Below are 14,317 nucleotides of genomic sequence, written 5' to 3'. Positions count from 1 at the left end.
GCCGGGTAATAACAACAATGACCCCTAGCCTGTCTGAAACACCCGCGCTGTCACGGCGCGGCCTGCTGAAAATCGGCCTCTGCGCCAGCGCTTTCCTGGCCACTGCCGGGCTCGGCGCCAGCCTCAGCGGTTGCTCCGCCAGCACGCCCGCCAGCGGTTTCACCATGCTGCGCAGCAATGACCTGCCGTTCCTGCGGGCGCTGATCCCGGTGATGCTCGAAGGCGCCGTACCGGCGGACAAGATGCCCGCCGCCATCGAAGGCACCCTGGCCAACCTGGACAACGCCCTCAATCACCTGTCGACCGAGATGTTCAAGCTCACCCAGCAGCTGTTCGATGTACTGGGCATGGCGGTCACCCGCGGTCCGCTGACGGGGATCTGGGGCAGTTGGGAAAACGCCAGCGCGGATGACATCCGCAATTTCCTCAGCCGCTGGGAAAACAGCTTCCTGGCCTTGCTGCGCATGGGCCATGCCTCGTTGCTGCAATTGGTGATGATGGCTTGGTACACCCGGCCCGAGTCCTGGGCACATTGCGGTTATCCCGGGCCACCGAAGGTCTGACCGGCCTTTGTAGCCGCTGCCACAGGCTGCGAACGAGCGAGGCGCTCGCGGGGCACTGGGGGTTCGGCTGCAGATCGTCAAGCAAGGCCCTGGGGGCCTTTTCGCAGCTTCGCAGGCTCAGCAGCGTCTACAGTGGATGCGCGCCGAGCCATCAATAATAAGAGAGCACCCGATATGCCTGTACCTGATCTGTTCCGCGAAGGCCTGAATCGTGGCTGGAAAACCTACAACGGCTCGCAGCTGGAGCAGGACCTGACCCTGGAAGCCGATGTCGCCATCATCGGCAGCGGCGCCGGGGGCGGCACCACTGCCGAGATCCTCAGCGCCGCCGGCTACAAGGTGCTGCTGATCGAAGAAGGCCCGCTCAAGACCAGCGACGACTTCAAGATGCTCGAAGACCAGGCCTACACCAGCCTCTATCAGGAGGGCATCGGGCGCATGAGCAAGGATGGCGCCATCACCATCCTCCAGGGCCGCGCCGTGGGCGGCACTACCTTGATCAACTGGACGTCGAGCTTCCGCACGCCTGACCCGACCCTGGAGCACTGGGCCCGTGAGCACGGGGTGGTGGGCCACAGCTCGGCCGAAATGGCGCCCTGGTTCGAGAAAATGGAACAGCGCCTGGGCGTCGCGCCCTGGGTCATGCCGCCCAACGCCAACAACGACGTGATCCGCAAGGGCTGCGAAGCCCTGGGCTACAGCTGGCACGTGATTCCGCGCAACGTGCGCGGCTGCTGGAACCTGGGCTACTGCGGCCTGGGCTGCCCGACCAACGCCAAGCAGTCGATGCTGGTGACCACCATTCCGGCGACCCTGGAGAAAGGTGGCGAGCTGCTGTACCTGGCCCGGGCGGAGCGCCTGCAGATCAAGGACGACAAGGTCACCAGCCTGCAATGCCAGGCCCTGGACGCCCGCTGCGTGGCCCCCACCGGGCGCACCATCACGGTCAAGGCCAAGCATTACGTGCTGGCCGGTGGCGGCATCAACAGCCCGGCCCTGCTGTTGCGTTCCGATGCGCCGGACCCGCATTCGCGGCTGGGCAAACGCACCTTCCTGCACCTGGTCAACTTCTCCGCCGGGCAGTTCGACGAGGTGATCAATCCGTTCTACGGCGCGCCGCAGTCGATCTATTCCGACCACTTCCAGTGGCAGGACGGCACCACCGGCAAGATGTCCTACAAACTTGAAGTGCCGCCCCTGCAGCCGGCCCTGGCCAGCACCCTGCTGGGCGGGTTCGGGCCGCAGAGCGGGCTGTCCATGGAGCAACTGCCCCACACCCACGCCATGCTTGCCCTGCTGCGGGACGGCTTTCACCCCGACAGCACCGGCGGCAACGTCGAACTGCGGGGTGACGGCACCCCGGTCCTCGACTATCAGGTTTCACCCTACGCCTGGGACGGACTGCGCCGGGCCTTCCACAGCATGGCGGAGATCCAGTTCGCCGGCGGCGCCAAGGCGGTCAAGCCGCTGCACAGCGATGCACGCTTCGCCAAGAACCTCGACGAAGTGCGGGCGCAGATCGACGGCCTGGACCTGGCCCTGTACCGCACCCGCCTGGGCAGTGCCCACGTGATGGGCGGTTGCGCCATGGGCGAAGATCCGAAAACCGCGGTCACCGACAGCCTCGGGCGCCACCATCAACTGCACAACCTGTCGGTCCACGACGGCTCGCTGTTTCCCACCAGCATCGGCGCCAACCCGCAGCTGTCGGTCTATGGGCTCACGGCGCAATTGGCCAGCGCCTTGGCGGAGCGCCTGAAATCAGTGTGAAAAAGCGGGATATTCTCGTCGTCTATAGTGCTTTCTTCCCTAAAAGGCGACTTGGCCGACCGGGAAGGCTGCGATACCATCCGACTCCCCAACGGATTCCCGCCAGGACGACGCGATGAACCGAGTGTTGTACCCAGGTACCTTCGACCCTATTACCAAGGGCCATGGCGATCTGGTCGAACGCGCCTCGCGCCTGTTCGACCATGTGATCATCGCCGTTGCCGCCAGCCCCAAGAAAAACCCGCTGTTCCCCCTGGAACAGCGCGTGGAACTGGCGCGCGAGGTGACCAAGCATCTGCCCAACGTTGAAGTCGTCGGCTTCTCCACCCTGCTGGCGCATTTTGCCAAGGAGCAGAACGCCAATGTCTTCCTGCGCGGCCTGCGGGCGGTTTCGGACTTCGAATACGAATTCCAGCTGGCCAACATGAACCGCCAGTTGGCCCCGGACGTGGAAAGCCTGTTTCTCACTCCGTCGGAGCGCTACTCGTTCATTTCCTCGACCCTGGTCCGTGAAATCGCTGCCCTGGGCGGTGATATCACCAAGTTCGTACACCCGGCGGTCGCCGACGCGCTGACCCTGCGCTTCAAGAAATAAGCCGCGCGGCCCCGCACCGGGGCCCTCGCCTGACGTCAGCCATCGCGCCCGCGTGCACTGTGGGCGTCAATACGGCACAATTGCGCGCATTCGTTTTTACATGCCCGGGCCTGCCGCCCAGGCCGGAGTACCCCATGTCCCTGATCATCACCGACGATTGCATCAACTGCGACGTCTGCGAACCCGAGTGCCCTAACGCGGCGATTTCCCAAGGCGAAGAGATCTACGTCATCGATCCGAACCTGTGCACCCAGTGCGTCGGCCACTACGACGAGCCGCAGTGCCAGCAGGTGTGCCCGGTGGATTGCATTCCGCTGGACGAAGCCCGCCCGGAAACCGAAGAAGAGTTGATGGCCAAGTACCGGAAGATCACCGGCAAGGCTTGAGTGATATGGCGCCCTTTCGGCTCCCACAAACACCTGTAGGAGCCGGCTTGCCGGCGAAGCTTCTCAGCTCTGGCAACGCGGGCAATAGACACTGGCCCGCTGGCCCAGCTTGATTTCCCGCAGCCCGGTGCCGCAGACCTTGCAGTTCTCCCCGCCACGCCCGTAGACGAACAGTTCCTGCTGGAAGTAGCCCGGCTGGCCATCGCCACCGATAAAGTCGCGCAAGGTGGTGCCGCCGCGCTCGATGGCGGCCGCCAGGATGCGTTTGATCTCGATCGCCAGCTTCAGGTAGCGCGCTCGGGAAATCCCCTTGGCTTCGCGGCGCGGGTCGATGCCCGCGGCGAACAGCGCCTCGGTCGCATAGATATTGCCCACCCCCACCACCACCGCGTTGTCCATGATGAACGGCTTGACCGCCATGGAACGTCCGCGGGACAGCTGATACAGGCGCTCGCCGTCGAACAGGTCGGTCAGCGGCTCGGGCCCCAGGCGCACCAGCAATTCGTGATTCAGCGGGTCGTGGCTCCAGAGCATGGCGCCAAAGCGCCGCGGATCGGTGTAGCGCAGGGCCAGGCCGGACTCCAGCTCGATATCCACATGTTCGTGCTTGGCCGCCGGCAGCCCAACCTCCACCAGACGCAGGTTGCCGGACATGCCCAGGTGGCTGATCAGGGTGCCGACTTCGGCATTGATCAAAAGGTATTTGGCCCGCCGCTCCACCAGCACAATGCGCTGCCCGGACAAGCGCACGTCCAGATCTTCGGGGATCGGCCAGCGCAAGCGCCGGTCACGGACGATGACCCGGCTGACCTTCTGGCCTTCCAGATGCGGCGCGATTCCGCGCCGGGTGGTTTCGACTTCCGGTAATTCAGGCATATGCGCCCCTGGTACTCATCGCGAAATGAACGATCAGTGTGCGCCCAGCTCGCGCACGGTTTCCTTGAGGTTCTCGAAGTCGTAGTCCGACAGGCCGACGTAATCGAGAATCAGGTGGCCGATGCTGTTCCACTCGTGGTCTTCCACCTGGTTGCCCAGCACCCGGTAGGACGCGCAGATGTGCTCGGCCATCTTGAGGATCGCCAGCAGGTTCTTCAGCTGGCTGTTGCGCGAGGATTCGTCGCTGAAGATCGCCAGGGCGTTGTGGTGGTTGGCAATGGCGTTGGTCACGTGCTCCGGCAGGCGCCAGGATTTGGCCGTGTAGTAGCCGACCACCGCGTGGTTGGTATTGAAGGCACGGTTTTCCGTGTCCACCACCCGCTGCTCCGGGCCGGCGCTGCCGTAGGCCTCTTCCAGCACAGTCATGTAGTCGGGGAAGCGCTTGAGCATCAGCGGCACGCCGCAGTCATGGAACAGGCCCAGGGCATAGGCCTCGTCCACGGCCTGGGAGCCGGTGCGCTTGGCCAGGGTCAGGCAGGTCATGGCCACGTCCTGGGCGGTGTCCCAGAAGCGGTTGAGGGTGACGATGGTTTCATCGCTCATCTCGCCCTTGATCGACTGCGCATTGATCAGGTTGATGATCGAACGGCTGCCCAGGAGATTCACCGCCCGCTGGATCGAAGCAATCTTGTTGCTCAGCCCGTAATACGGTGAATTGACGATCTTCAGCAACGCGCCGGACAGGCCCGGGTCCTGGGAGATCAGCTTGGCGATCACCTCCAGATCGGGATCGGGCATGTACTGCTCCATCTGCAAATCCACCATGATTTGCGGTTGGGGCGGCACGCTGATGCCTTGCAGGGCCTGTTGAATCTGTTCGGCTGATAGCTCTTGGGACATAAGTACACGCTCTGGGTGAGCCGGGGATTCTAACCTCTAACACGGGAATGTTGGGCGACCGGACAGGAACTTTACCCAATGGTTGCGGCAAAGGGCTCCCGCCGCAGGTCCATTGGCCATCGCTTGCGCCCCGCGACGGGGTATAATCGCGCCCTTTTTTCCGGAGCGACGTCATGTCCCTGCCAAGCCTGCGCCTCAAAGCCAACGCCGATCGCCGCCTGCGCGCCGGCCACCTGTGGGTCTACAGCAACGAAATCGATGTAGCCGCCACCCCTCTGCACGGCTTCAAGGCAGGCGACCAGGCAGTGCTGGAAGCCGCCGGCGGCAAGCCCCTGGGCGTGGTCGCCATGAGCCCGAACAACCTGATCTGCGCCCGCCTGCTGTCGCGCGATGCCAAGCTGGCCCTGGACAAGTCGCTGCTGGTGCACCGCCTGAACGTGGCCCTGTCCCTGCGCGAGCGCCTGTTCGACAAACCGTTCTACCGCCTGGTGTACGGCGACTCCGACCTGCTGCCGGGCCTGGTGGTCGATCGTTTCGGCGACATCCTGGTGGTACAGATCGCCTCCGCGACCATGGAAACCCACAAGGACGACATCATTGCCGCCCTGACCCAGGTGCTCAAGCCCAGCGGCATCCTGTTCAAGAACGACTCCGCCGCCCGTGACGCCGAAGGCCTGGGCCGCTACGTCGAAACCGTGTTCGGCCTGGTGCCGGAGTGGGTCGCCCTGGAAGAGAACGGCGTGAAGTTCGAAGCCCCGGTGATCCAGGGCCAGAAAACCGGCTGGTTCTACGACCACCGCATGAACCGTGCCCGCCTGGCGCCTTATGCCAAGGGCAAGCGCGTGCTGGACCTGTACAGCTACATCGGCGGCTGGGGCGTGCAGGCCGCGGCTTTCGGCGCCAGCGAAGTGTTCTGCGTCGACGCCTCGGCCTTCGCCCTCGACGGCGTGGAGCGCAACGCCGCGCTGAACGGCTTTGCCGAGAAAATGACCTGCATCGAAGGCGACGTCTTCGAAGCCCTGAAGGAACTCAAGGCCAGCGAAGAGCGCTTCGACGTGATCGTTGCCGACCCGCCCGCCTTCATCAAGCGCAAGAAAGACCTGAAGAACGGCGAAGGCGCCTACCGCCGCCTTAACGAGCAAGCCATGCGCCTGCTCAACAAGGACGGCATCCTGGTCAGCGCTTCGTGCTCGATGCACCTGCCCGAGGACGACCTGCAGAACATCCTCCTGACCAGCGCCCGCCACCTGGACCGCAACATCCAGCTGCTGGAGCGCGGCGGCCAGGGCCCGGACCACCCGGTGCACCCGGCCATTCCGGAAACCCGCTACATCAAGAGCATCACCTGCCGCCTGCTGCCCAACAGCTGAGCCACTGCCTGCCCAGGGACGCCACAGCATCCCTGGGCAACCGCTCGAGCGCCTCGCTCCCCTCTCGCTTCTCCCCTCTCGCCGCCCGGGCCATTGGATAACCCAGGGAAACCCGCGCTTATATACCTATGATCCATCAAAGTAACTAGCCAATATCCTACAGTGCTCTAGGCAATCACTTACCTAATAACTACTTGATTCCTCTCTATTGCTGTCTACTCTTCGGAAGTCGCTTAGGAAGCGACATTCATTCAAATCGTTTAGGAGCAATAACAATGAAAGCTATCTCCCTCGAATCGAAAAAGATCGCCAACCTGGCTTGCCTCGCAGCGGCTAAATCCCGCTAAGTAATTGATGAACTGGGGAGTGCCGGCTACCCAGCTTCATCTTTGGTCAAGTTCAGAGTTTTAAAAGAACATGCAAATAAACCCGAACTTTTTCATACTTGCCCGCCCGCCCTTCACTGTTATCTGGAACTATAAAGATCACACTCAGTTCGAACTGGACTCGATCTATTCCACACGCCTCATACAACTTGTCGAAGACCTTTCGCAGTATGACGACAAGAATGAAATAGATAGTGCATTCGCCGCCGCCGGGCTCCTGTCCAACGAGACTTTCGAGCCACTTGAATGGGGCTGGGATGAACTGTCGCGGATCTTCCACATCGGCACCAAGAACCTGCCCTTCGAGCAAGTGCCCCAGGATATTCATGAGTGGTCCGCCCAATACCTCGAGCATTGCGATCAGGTACTGGACACCCCGGCCCCCTCAGCCCGCTTTGCCGAAACCTCCCACGATGGTCTGATCCGCCTGCCCGCGCCGGTACTGGAAACCGCCAGCTCCCTGAACCAGGTGCTGCTGCAGCGCAAGACTTCACGCTCCTTTTCCCAGCAGGCCGTGGCCCTGGAAGAGCTCAGCACCCTGCTCTACCTGTCCCTGGGCTACCTCAAGGAACGGGAAGCCGACACGGACGAGACCGTCCCCGAAGCCCTGCGGCCAAGGCGCAGCAGCCCTTCCGGCGGTGGCCTGAACGCCTGCGAGGGCTATGTCTATGCCGCCAGGGTCCGCGGCCTGGAGCCGGGCCTCTATTACTACCACCCGGAGCTGCACGCCTTGCGGCCCGTGCACCCGCTTCCAGAAGAACCCCTGGGCCTGCTGCTGGCTGGCCAGCACTTCGTCAACGAACTGCCCCTGGGCCTGTTCCTGACCTGCCGCTTCGACAAGCTGTGGTGGAAATACGAACACTCCCGGGCCTACCGCATGGCCTATGTCGAGGCCGGGCATATCTCGCAAACCTTCCAGCTCGCGGCCACTGCCCTGGGCCTGGACACCTGGCTGACGGGAGCCCTGAGCGACGAGCGCGTGGAGCAATTGCTGGGGCTGCAGGACGCCGCGGAGCAGCCGCTGTTCTTTGTCGGCTGCGGCCAAGGTGATGGCCAGGTGCAATGCAAGGAACTCAAGGCCCTGATCGAACAGCGGGAGCGCGAACAGTAATGCACCCCGCCGCATCGTCCAAAGAGGCCCCGGCAGGCCGGCGTCCCTACTCCCTCGGCGACTGGGACAACCGCTCCGCGGTGCGCTCGCGCAAGAGCAGCTACCAGCTACCGCCCCACAGCGAGCTCGAACAGGAACTGCAGACCCGTGACTGGTTTCCGCCGGCCTTCATCCCCTACTTCGCCGACCCGGCCATCCAGCACGCCGGGAGGACGGTACAGCAGCGCCTGGCGGCCAACCACCTGGTGTACTTCCTGCACTACACGACGATCCTGGAGCACAAGATCGTCAACCGCTCGGTGGAAACCCTGATCCACGGGGAACTGGCGATCGAGCTGCCGGAGACGATGAAAATCGCGGCCCTGCAGTTGTATACCGACGAGGGCTATCACGCCCTGTTCTCCTTCAAGCTGGCGGAGCAGGTGGCGAATGGTTACGCCATGCCAGCCTGGCAGCCACTGCCCAGGCGCATCCGCCTGATGCACGACCTGCTGGCCCGCTGCGCCGATTCTCAACGGCCCCTGGTCTGGTTCCTGCTGGGTTTCGTCTCCGAAACCATCATTGCCAAGGAGTTGCTGAGCATCACCGGTGATGGGCTGGTGTCCACGGTCTACCAGATGTTCAGGGAGCACCTGGAAGACGAGGCCCGGCACAGTCGTTATTTCAGCGAAGTGTTCGACTATGTCTGGGCACGACTGTCGCCGCAGCAGCAGGTTTTTTCCGCCAGCCAACTGATCGATATCATTTTCATCTTCGCTGCCGTGGACCAGGAGTGGCTGAGCGCAAGCCTGAACGAGGCCGGCATTCCCCTCGCCGCGGCACATGCCGCCATCCACAGCCTGATTCAGCCGAGTGCAGAAGTGCTGCGCGCCCGCTCGATCGCCGGCGCCACCCTGCAAGCCATGAAGCGCGCAGGTTTCTTCGAGCACGATGACAACCGCCGACTCTTCACCCAGACAGGACTGATCGATGCCTGAAATCAGGGATGACTCTGCCTCCACGACCAGGAAGGTCGGCGCCATTGTCTTGCTCATGGCCATGGTCATGCTCGGGGTGTTCCCGATCGACGTGCTCTTGCCTTCTTTTCCTGCACTGTCCCAACACTTTGCTACCAGCGCCGCCGACATCGCCCTGTCCGTCAGCCTGTTCGCCATCGGCATCTCGATCTCCCAATTGCTGATCGGCCCGCTGTCGGATGCCCTGGGCCGCAAGACCCTGCTGCTGGCCGGCATGGCCGTATCGGTCGGCGGCGCTCTGGGCTGCGTCTGGGCCAGGGACTACAACTGGTTTCTGGTGTTTCGCGTGGTCCAGGCACTGGGCTGTGGCTGCTTCGTGCTGTCCCAGGCGCTGGTCCAGGACCTGTTCGTCGGCCAGGAGCGCGACCGCCTGCGGATCCTCATGGTCACCGCCAGCGGCCTGTGCATTTCCCTCTCGCCCCTGGCCGGGACCCTGCTGCAAAGCCTGATGGGCTGGCCAGGCAGCTTCTATGTGTTCAGCGCGATTGCCGTCCTGGTGTTTCTGAAGGCGCTGGCCACCCTGGAAAACCCGCCGATCGTCAGGAGCGGCCCGCGCACCGGCATCCTCCAGGCCTACCGACGGGTCTGCAGCAACTTCAGTTTCGTCGCCTACTGGCTGATCTCGGCCATCGTCTTCGCTTGCCACTTCTCGTTCATCGTGGTGTCGCCGCTGATCTTCCTGGAGCAACTGCAGCTCAGCAACTACGAGTTTTCCCTGACCCTGCTGCTCTACGGCGCGGCCTACGTGATTGGCGGGGTGGTAGCCGGGGTGCTCAACAAATACCTGGAGCCCGGCACCCAGATCATTACCGGGTTGTGCCTGATCTTCCTCGCCGGGCTGGTCATGCTGCTGTTGGCCAGCCAGTTCGGCCTGTCCATCAGCACGGTGCTGGTGCCGATGATCATCTGCACCGCCGGCACCACCATCACCCGGCCCGCCGCCACGTCCAGGGCCATGGAACTGTTCCCGGACAATGCCGGCGCCTCGGCCTCGGCCGGCAACACGCTGATTTTCGTCATGGGCGGGCTGATCAGCGCCGTGATCAACCTCAGCGCCAGCGACCTGCAGACCACCCTGGCCCTGAGTTTCATCGCCCTGAGCAGCGTCGGCCTGCTGGTCAACCAGCGCATCAGCCGCCGCGCCCGGAACCTGCGCCTGGCCTGAAGCCCGGATGCCCGGGTCCTGGTGGCCATCAGGCGGTTGTGGCAGCTCCCTCGCTGAAACGGGCCAGCCCGCGGCCAGTCAGGCACAGGCCAAGGGAGAAGGCCAGGGTCGGGCCGGCAAAGAACAGCAGGGACATCCACCCACTCTTGAAAGGGTCGAGATGACGGTAAGCAAGCCACAGCTCGAACAGCTTCAGCACCAGCCAGGGCCATGGCAAGGCCAGCACCAGCCAGAACACATTGCCCAGCAGGCGCCGGCCCAATCGTGCCCGCCCTTGCACCCGGCTCACCACGGCCACGGCGACCAGCAGCCCGGCCGCCACGCAGTACTCCATCCGCGGGCTGGAGGGTAGCTCGTCATACAGCCGTACCAGCCCCGCCGCCCCCAGGCCCAGCAGCAACATGAGCCCCCAGGTGCGCCACTGGCGCTGCTGCCCGGCCAGCATTTGCAACCCCCCGCCGCCCACCAGTAGCGCAGCGCCCGTTGCGACGATGCCCAGGCCGGACCAATCGCTGTACAACAACAGCCACATCAGCAGCAGCCCCTGCAGCAGGCCGACGCCCAGGCAGAACTTGAAGGATTGCAGAGTCGCGGACATTCCAGCTCCATTGGAAGGTAATCGAAGGGCGGCGAGTCTAAACCAGGATGGCAGCGTCCGGTGATATCCAGGCAATCAATGCCACAGAGCGGCCCCGGCATTCCTTCCTGACGCCAGCGGTGTAGAATCGGCGAATTCATCGCCAGTCATCCCCCGGCGGGTTTATGAGCTCAGGCTGAGGCGCGCGGCGATCCCGCGGCGTCATCGGCAGCTTTCGGACACACGGCCATTTCTGAGTGTTCCCGAGGTCAATAGAAGCTCACTCCCCATTTGTTACCTGATTAGCCGCCCGGAGTGCTCCATGCCTGATTACCGCTCGAAAACATCCACCCATGGCCGCAACATGGCCGGTGCTCGCGCCCTGTGGCGCGCCACGGGGATGAAAGATGACGACTTCAAGAAGCCGATCATCGCCATTGCCAACTCCTTCACCCAGTTCGTCCCGGGGCACGTGCACCTGAAGGACCTGGGCCAGCTGGTGGCTCGCGAGATCGAACGCGCCGGTGGCGTGGCCAAGGAATTCAACACCATCGCCGTGGACGACGGCATCGCCATGGGCCACGACGGCATGCTGTATTCCCTGCCGAGCCGCGAGATCATCGCCGACTCCGTGGAATACATGGTCAACGCCCACTGTGCCGACGCCATCGTGTGCATTTCCAACTGCGACAAGATCACCCCCGGCATGCTGATGGCCGCCCTGCGCCTGAACATCCCGGTGATCTTCGTTTCCGGCGGCCCGATGGAAGCCGGCAAGACCAAGCTCGCCAGCCACGGCCTGGACCTGGTGGACGCCATGGTCATCGCCGCCGACTCCAGCGCTTCTGACGAGAAGGTTGCCGAGTACGAGCGCAGCGCCTGCCCGACCTGCGGTTCGTGCTCCGGCATGTTCACCGCCAACTCCATGAACTGCCTGACCGAAGCCCTGGGGCTCGCCCTGCCGGGCAACGGTTCGACCCTGGCCACCCACAGCGATCGCGAAGAGCTGTTCCTGCGGGCCGGGCGCACCATCGTCGAGCTGTGCCAGCGCTACTACGGCGACAACGACGAGTCGGTCCTGCCGCGCAACATCGCCAACTTCAAGGCGTTCGAGAACGCCATGACCCTGGATATCGCCATGGGCGGTTCCACCAACACCATCCTGCACCTGCTGGCCGCCGCCCAGGAAGCCGAGATCGACTTCGACCTGCGGGACATCGATCGCCTGTCGCGCCACGTGCCGCAGCTGTGCAAAGTGGCGCCGAACATCCAGAAGTACCACATGGAAGACGTGCACCGCGCCGGCGGCATCTTCAGCATCCTCGGCGAACTGGCCCGTGGCGGCCTGCTGCACACCGACCTGCCCACCGTGCACAGCAAGAGCATGGCCGAAGGCATCGCCCAGTGGGACATCACCCAGACCAGCGACGAAGCCGTGCATCACTTCTTCAAGGCCGGCCCGGCAGGCATCCCGACCCAGACGGCGTTCAGCCAGTCGACCCGTTGGGACAGCCTCGACGATGACCGTGAAAACGGCTGCATCCGCAGTGTCGAGCATGCCTACTCGAAAGAAGGCGGCCTGGCCGTGCTCTACGGCAACATCGCCCTGGACGGCTGCGTGGTGAAGACCGCCGGTGTCGACGAGTCGATCCATGTCTTCGAAGGCAACGCCAAGATCTTCGAGAGCCAGGACAGCGCGGTGCGCGGCATCCTCGCCGACGAAGTGAAGGAAGGCGATATCGTGATCATCCGTTACGAAGGCCCGAAAGGCGGCCCGGGCATGCAGGAAATGCTCTATCCGACCTCCTACCTGAAGTCCAAGGGCCTGGGCAAAGCCTGCGCCCTGCTCACCGACGGCCGCTTCTCCGGCGGTACTTCGGGCCTGTCCATCGGCCACGCCTCGCCAGAAGCGGCAGCCGGCGGCGCCATCGGCCTGGTGCAGGACGGCGACAAGGTACTGATCGACATTCCCAACCGCTCGATCAACCTGTTGGTCAGCGACGAGGAACTGGCGGCCCGCCGTGTCGAGCAGGACAAGAAAGGCTGGAAACCGGTGGAAGCACGCCCGCGCAAGGTGACCACCGCGCTGAAGGCCTACGCCCTGCTGGCCACCAGCGCCGACAAGGGTGCGGTGCGCAACAAGGCCATGCTCGACGGCCTGTGATCGTAGCCCGCCAATGAAAATGCCCCGCCAAGTGCGGGGCATTTTTTTTGACCTTGCCGGCGCTTGCGCTGGCAGCCTGGCCCCGTAGGAGCCGGCTTGCCGGCGAAGGCGGCGTTGAACCTTGCATCGCCCTCGACCGCGCCTTCGCTGGCAAGCCAGCTCCTACAGCAGCATTCAAGGTGGTGGCGCCGCCGCTGAAGCGGCGCCGGGAGCTCAAGGCATGCGTTCGCCCAATTGCCCGCGCAGGAAGCGATACAAGCCATCGGCGCTCTTGCGATAACCATCGGCGGTCAGGTGGATCAGGTCGTTGCGGGCCAGGTCGCTGCCCTGCCATTTGCTGATGGAGCAGTCCCCCCCCATGAACGCCTGCCAGTCCCAGAACAGGGTGCGACTGTTCTTCGCCACGTCCTTCTGGATCTGGATGATCTGCCGCAACGGCTGGGGCTGGGAGGCCGCGCAACTGCCAGCATTGCGACGCTTGATGGAATCCGGCGGCCCCACCAGCAAAATCACGGTCTTGGGCAGGTTCTTGCGCAACAGCGCGACCTTCTCCTGCAACTGGCTGCGGTACAGCTGCAGATCCAGGTCGTCGTCGAAGGCTTCGTTGGTGCCGTAGGCCAGCACCACCATGTCCGGGCGCAGGGCCTTGAGGGCTTCCAGCCAGCCGGGCTGCCACTTGTCCAGCACGTCCAGGCGCGCGCCGTTGATCCCCAGGGCGGAATAGATCACCCCGGCACTCTTCTGCCCGAGGATGTTCCAGCCGCCCAGGGCCAGGCCCTGGTTATTGGCCACGTTCAGGTCCAGGGGCAGGGTCAGGTTGTTGAACGGCGGGCTGAAGCGCCATTGCCCCCCCGTAGCGGCCAGCATGCGGCTGCTTTTGTTGAGGTTGTCCCGGGCGGTCAGGGTGCTGTTGCTGGACGCCTGGTACAGCGCGGAAATCCGGTACTGCTGGTTGCTCGGCTGGCGTTCGGCGATATGCACCCGCGCGCCTGGGGTCAGGGGCAGCGACAGGTAGCCGCCCAGGGGAAACTGGTTGCTCTGCTGGTTGCGTGCCGATACCAGGGACCACTGGCGCTTGGCGGCACCGAGAATCACCCGCTCATAGCGGGTGCCGGGCACTGGCGTGGCTGCCACGAAACCGATGCCGCCATCGCCGTATTGCGCCTGCAGCAGGCGCCGCACCTCACCGCTGAACAGGTCGGCGGCGGTGTGGGAGTCGCCCAGTTGCACAATGGTGATGGGGGTGCGGTTGGAAGTGCTGAATTTGCGTGCCAGCAGCGCCAGGTTCGGGTCGGTCCCGGTGGTCAGGACTTTTTTCGCCGTCATCCCGGACTTGGCCAGCGCCGAAGCGGGAGTGGCCTGGACCTCGGTGGTCGGGCTGCAACTGCTCAGCAAGGTGATGCCCAGCAACAGCGCAATGCCTTGCAGTCGCCCCATA

Annotated in this window: 13 protein-coding genes; 9 read left to right on the top strand and 4 right to left on the bottom strand. The window is 63.8% G+C overall.

The features are described from left to right. Positions 1–17 precede the first annotated feature (17 nt). The 4 genes from ACUXVH_RS02620 (at position 18) to ACUXVH_RS02605 (ending at position 3,314) form a co-directional block, all read left to right on the top strand. Complete coding sequence (locus ACUXVH_RS02620) at positions 18–563, top strand: hypothetical protein (RefSeq protein WP_011064040.1); 546 nt, start codon at positions 18–20, stop codon at positions 561–563. A 174-nt stretch (positions 564–737) separates the two neighbouring features. Beyond that, positions 738–2,333, top strand: coding sequence for a GMC family oxidoreductase (locus ACUXVH_RS02615; protein ID WP_065365084.1), 1,596 nt, complete (start codon positions 738–740; stop codon positions 2,331–2,333). Positions 2,334–2,448: 115 nt separating this feature from the next. Beyond that, on the top strand, positions 2,449–2,928 hold the full coding sequence (coaD, locus tag ACUXVH_RS02610) for a pantetheine-phosphate adenylyltransferase (RefSeq protein WP_003176711.1): 480 nt from the start codon (positions 2,449–2,451) through the stop codon (positions 2,926–2,928). A 134-nt stretch (positions 2,929–3,062) separates the two neighbouring features. Continuing rightward, entirely contained in the window at positions 3,063–3,314 is a 252-nt protein-coding gene (locus ACUXVH_RS02605) for a YfhL family 4Fe-4S dicluster ferredoxin (protein WP_011064042.1), read from the top strand. 63 nt (positions 3,315–3,377) lie between these two features. On the opposite strand, the gene mutM is transcribed toward ACUXVH_RS02605, so the two are convergent. Together mutM and ACUXVH_RS02595 are read right to left on the bottom strand one after the other, a co-directional pair. Further along, positions 3,378–4,190 carry a bifunctional DNA-formamidopyrimidine glycosylase/DNA-(apurinic or apyrimidinic site) lyase gene (gene mutM, locus ACUXVH_RS02600; protein ID WP_011064043.1) on the bottom strand — a complete coding sequence of 271 codons (813 nt, stop codon included), beginning with the start codon at positions 4,188–4,190 and terminating at the stop codon, positions 3,378–3,380. 33 nt (positions 4,191–4,223) lie between these two features. Next, positions 4,224–5,036, bottom strand: a complete 813-nt coding sequence (locus tag ACUXVH_RS02595) for an HDOD domain-containing protein (RefSeq protein ID WP_162865006.1) — start codon at positions 5,034–5,036, stop codon at positions 4,224–4,226. 227 nt (positions 5,037–5,263) lie between these two features. Between ACUXVH_RS02595 and ACUXVH_RS02590 the strand changes: the two genes are divergently transcribed. The 4 genes from ACUXVH_RS02590 (at position 5,264) to ACUXVH_RS02575 (ending at position 10,138) form a co-directional block, all read left to right on the top strand. Next, positions 5,264–6,460, top strand: coding sequence for a class I SAM-dependent rRNA methyltransferase (locus ACUXVH_RS02590; protein WP_011064045.1), 1,197 nt, complete (start codon positions 5,264–5,266; stop codon positions 6,458–6,460). 417 nt (positions 6,461–6,877) lie between these two features. Then, positions 6,878–7,957, top strand: a complete 1,080-nt coding sequence (locus ACUXVH_RS02585) for a SagB family peptide dehydrogenase (protein WP_065365083.1) — start codon at positions 6,878–6,880, stop codon at positions 7,955–7,957. Beyond that, entirely contained in the window at positions 7,957–8,934 is a 978-nt protein-coding gene (locus ACUXVH_RS02580) for a diiron oxygenase (protein WP_041120270.1), read from the top strand. Before ACUXVH_RS02585 ends, ACUXVH_RS02580 begins: the two co-directional genes overlap by 1 nt. Further along, positions 8,927–10,138: a multidrug effflux MFS transporter gene (locus ACUXVH_RS02575; RefSeq protein WP_065365082.1), complete on the top strand. Its 1,212-nt coding sequence runs from the start codon at positions 8,927–8,929 to the stop codon at positions 10,136–10,138. The genes ACUXVH_RS02580 and ACUXVH_RS02575 overlap by 8 nt, the downstream gene beginning before the upstream one ends. Positions 10,139–10,166: 28 nt before the next feature. On the opposite strand, the gene ACUXVH_RS02570 is transcribed toward ACUXVH_RS02575, so the two are convergent. Then, complete coding sequence (locus ACUXVH_RS02570) at positions 10,167–10,736, bottom strand: hypothetical protein (protein ID WP_065365081.1); 570 nt, start codon at positions 10,734–10,736, stop codon at positions 10,167–10,169. Between the two features lie 301 nt (positions 10,737–11,037). Between ACUXVH_RS02570 and ilvD the strand changes: the two genes are divergently transcribed. Continuing rightward, complete coding sequence (gene ilvD / locus ACUXVH_RS02565) at positions 11,038–12,879, top strand: dihydroxy-acid dehydratase (protein ID WP_019095304.1); 1,842 nt, start codon at positions 11,038–11,040, stop codon at positions 12,877–12,879. 213 nt (positions 12,880–13,092) lie between these two features. On the opposite strand, the gene ACUXVH_RS02560 is transcribed toward ilvD, so the two are convergent. Continuing rightward, the gene (locus tag ACUXVH_RS02560; protein WP_011064051.1) at positions 13,093–14,316 is read right to left on the bottom strand and encodes an SGNH/GDSL hydrolase family protein; all 1,224 of its coding nucleotides are present in this window, start codon (positions 14,314–14,316) and stop codon (positions 13,093–13,095) included. Position 14,317: the final 1 nt, after the last annotated feature.

The sequence above is a fragment of the Pseudomonas sp. 8(2025) genome, from assembly GCF_052665325.1.
Note: the sequence above shows the minus strand (reverse complement) of the source record. Positions and strands in the feature narration are given on the sequence as shown.

Excerpts from the sequence above, each read along its gene's own strand:
- ACUXVH_RS02575 (WP_065365082.1), top strand. The coding sequence starts at position 8,927 with ATGCCTGAAATCAGGGATGACTCTGCCTCCACGACCAGGAAGGTCGGC.
- ACUXVH_RS02580 (WP_041120270.1), top strand. The coding sequence starts at position 7,957 with ATGCACCCCGCCGCATCGTCCAAAGAGGCCCCGGCAGGCCGGCGTCCC.
- ACUXVH_RS02585 (WP_065365083.1), top strand. The coding sequence starts at position 6,878 with ATGCAAATAAACCCGAACTTTTTCATACTTGCCCGCCCGCCCTTCACT.
- ACUXVH_RS02615 (WP_065365084.1), top strand. The coding sequence starts at position 738 with ATGCCTGTACCTGATCTGTTCCGCGAAGGCCTGAATCGTGGCTGGAAA.
- ACUXVH_RS02560 (WP_011064051.1), bottom strand. The coding sequence starts at position 14,316 with ATGGGGCGACTGCAAGGCATTGCGCTGTTGCTGGGCATCACCTTGCTG.
- ACUXVH_RS02570 (WP_065365081.1), bottom strand. The coding sequence starts at position 10,736 with ATGTCCGCGACTCTGCAATCCTTCAAGTTCTGCCTGGGCGTCGGCCTG.
- ilvD (WP_019095304.1), top strand. The coding sequence starts at position 11,038 with ATGCCTGATTACCGCTCGAAAACATCCACCCATGGCCGCAACATGGCC.
- ACUXVH_RS02590 (WP_011064045.1), top strand. The coding sequence starts at position 5,264 with ATGTCCCTGCCAAGCCTGCGCCTCAAAGCCAACGCCGATCGCCGCCTG.
- mutM (WP_011064043.1), bottom strand. The coding sequence starts at position 4,190 with ATGCCTGAATTACCGGAAGTCGAAACCACCCGGCGCGGAATCGCGCCG.
- ACUXVH_RS02605 (WP_011064042.1), top strand. The coding sequence starts at position 3,063 with ATGTCCCTGATCATCACCGACGATTGCATCAACTGCGACGTCTGCGAA.
- ACUXVH_RS02620 (WP_011064040.1), top strand. The coding sequence starts at position 18 with ATGACCCCTAGCCTGTCTGAAACACCCGCGCTGTCACGGCGCGGCCTG.
- coaD (WP_003176711.1), top strand. The coding sequence starts at position 2,449 with ATGAACCGAGTGTTGTACCCAGGTACCTTCGACCCTATTACCAAGGGC.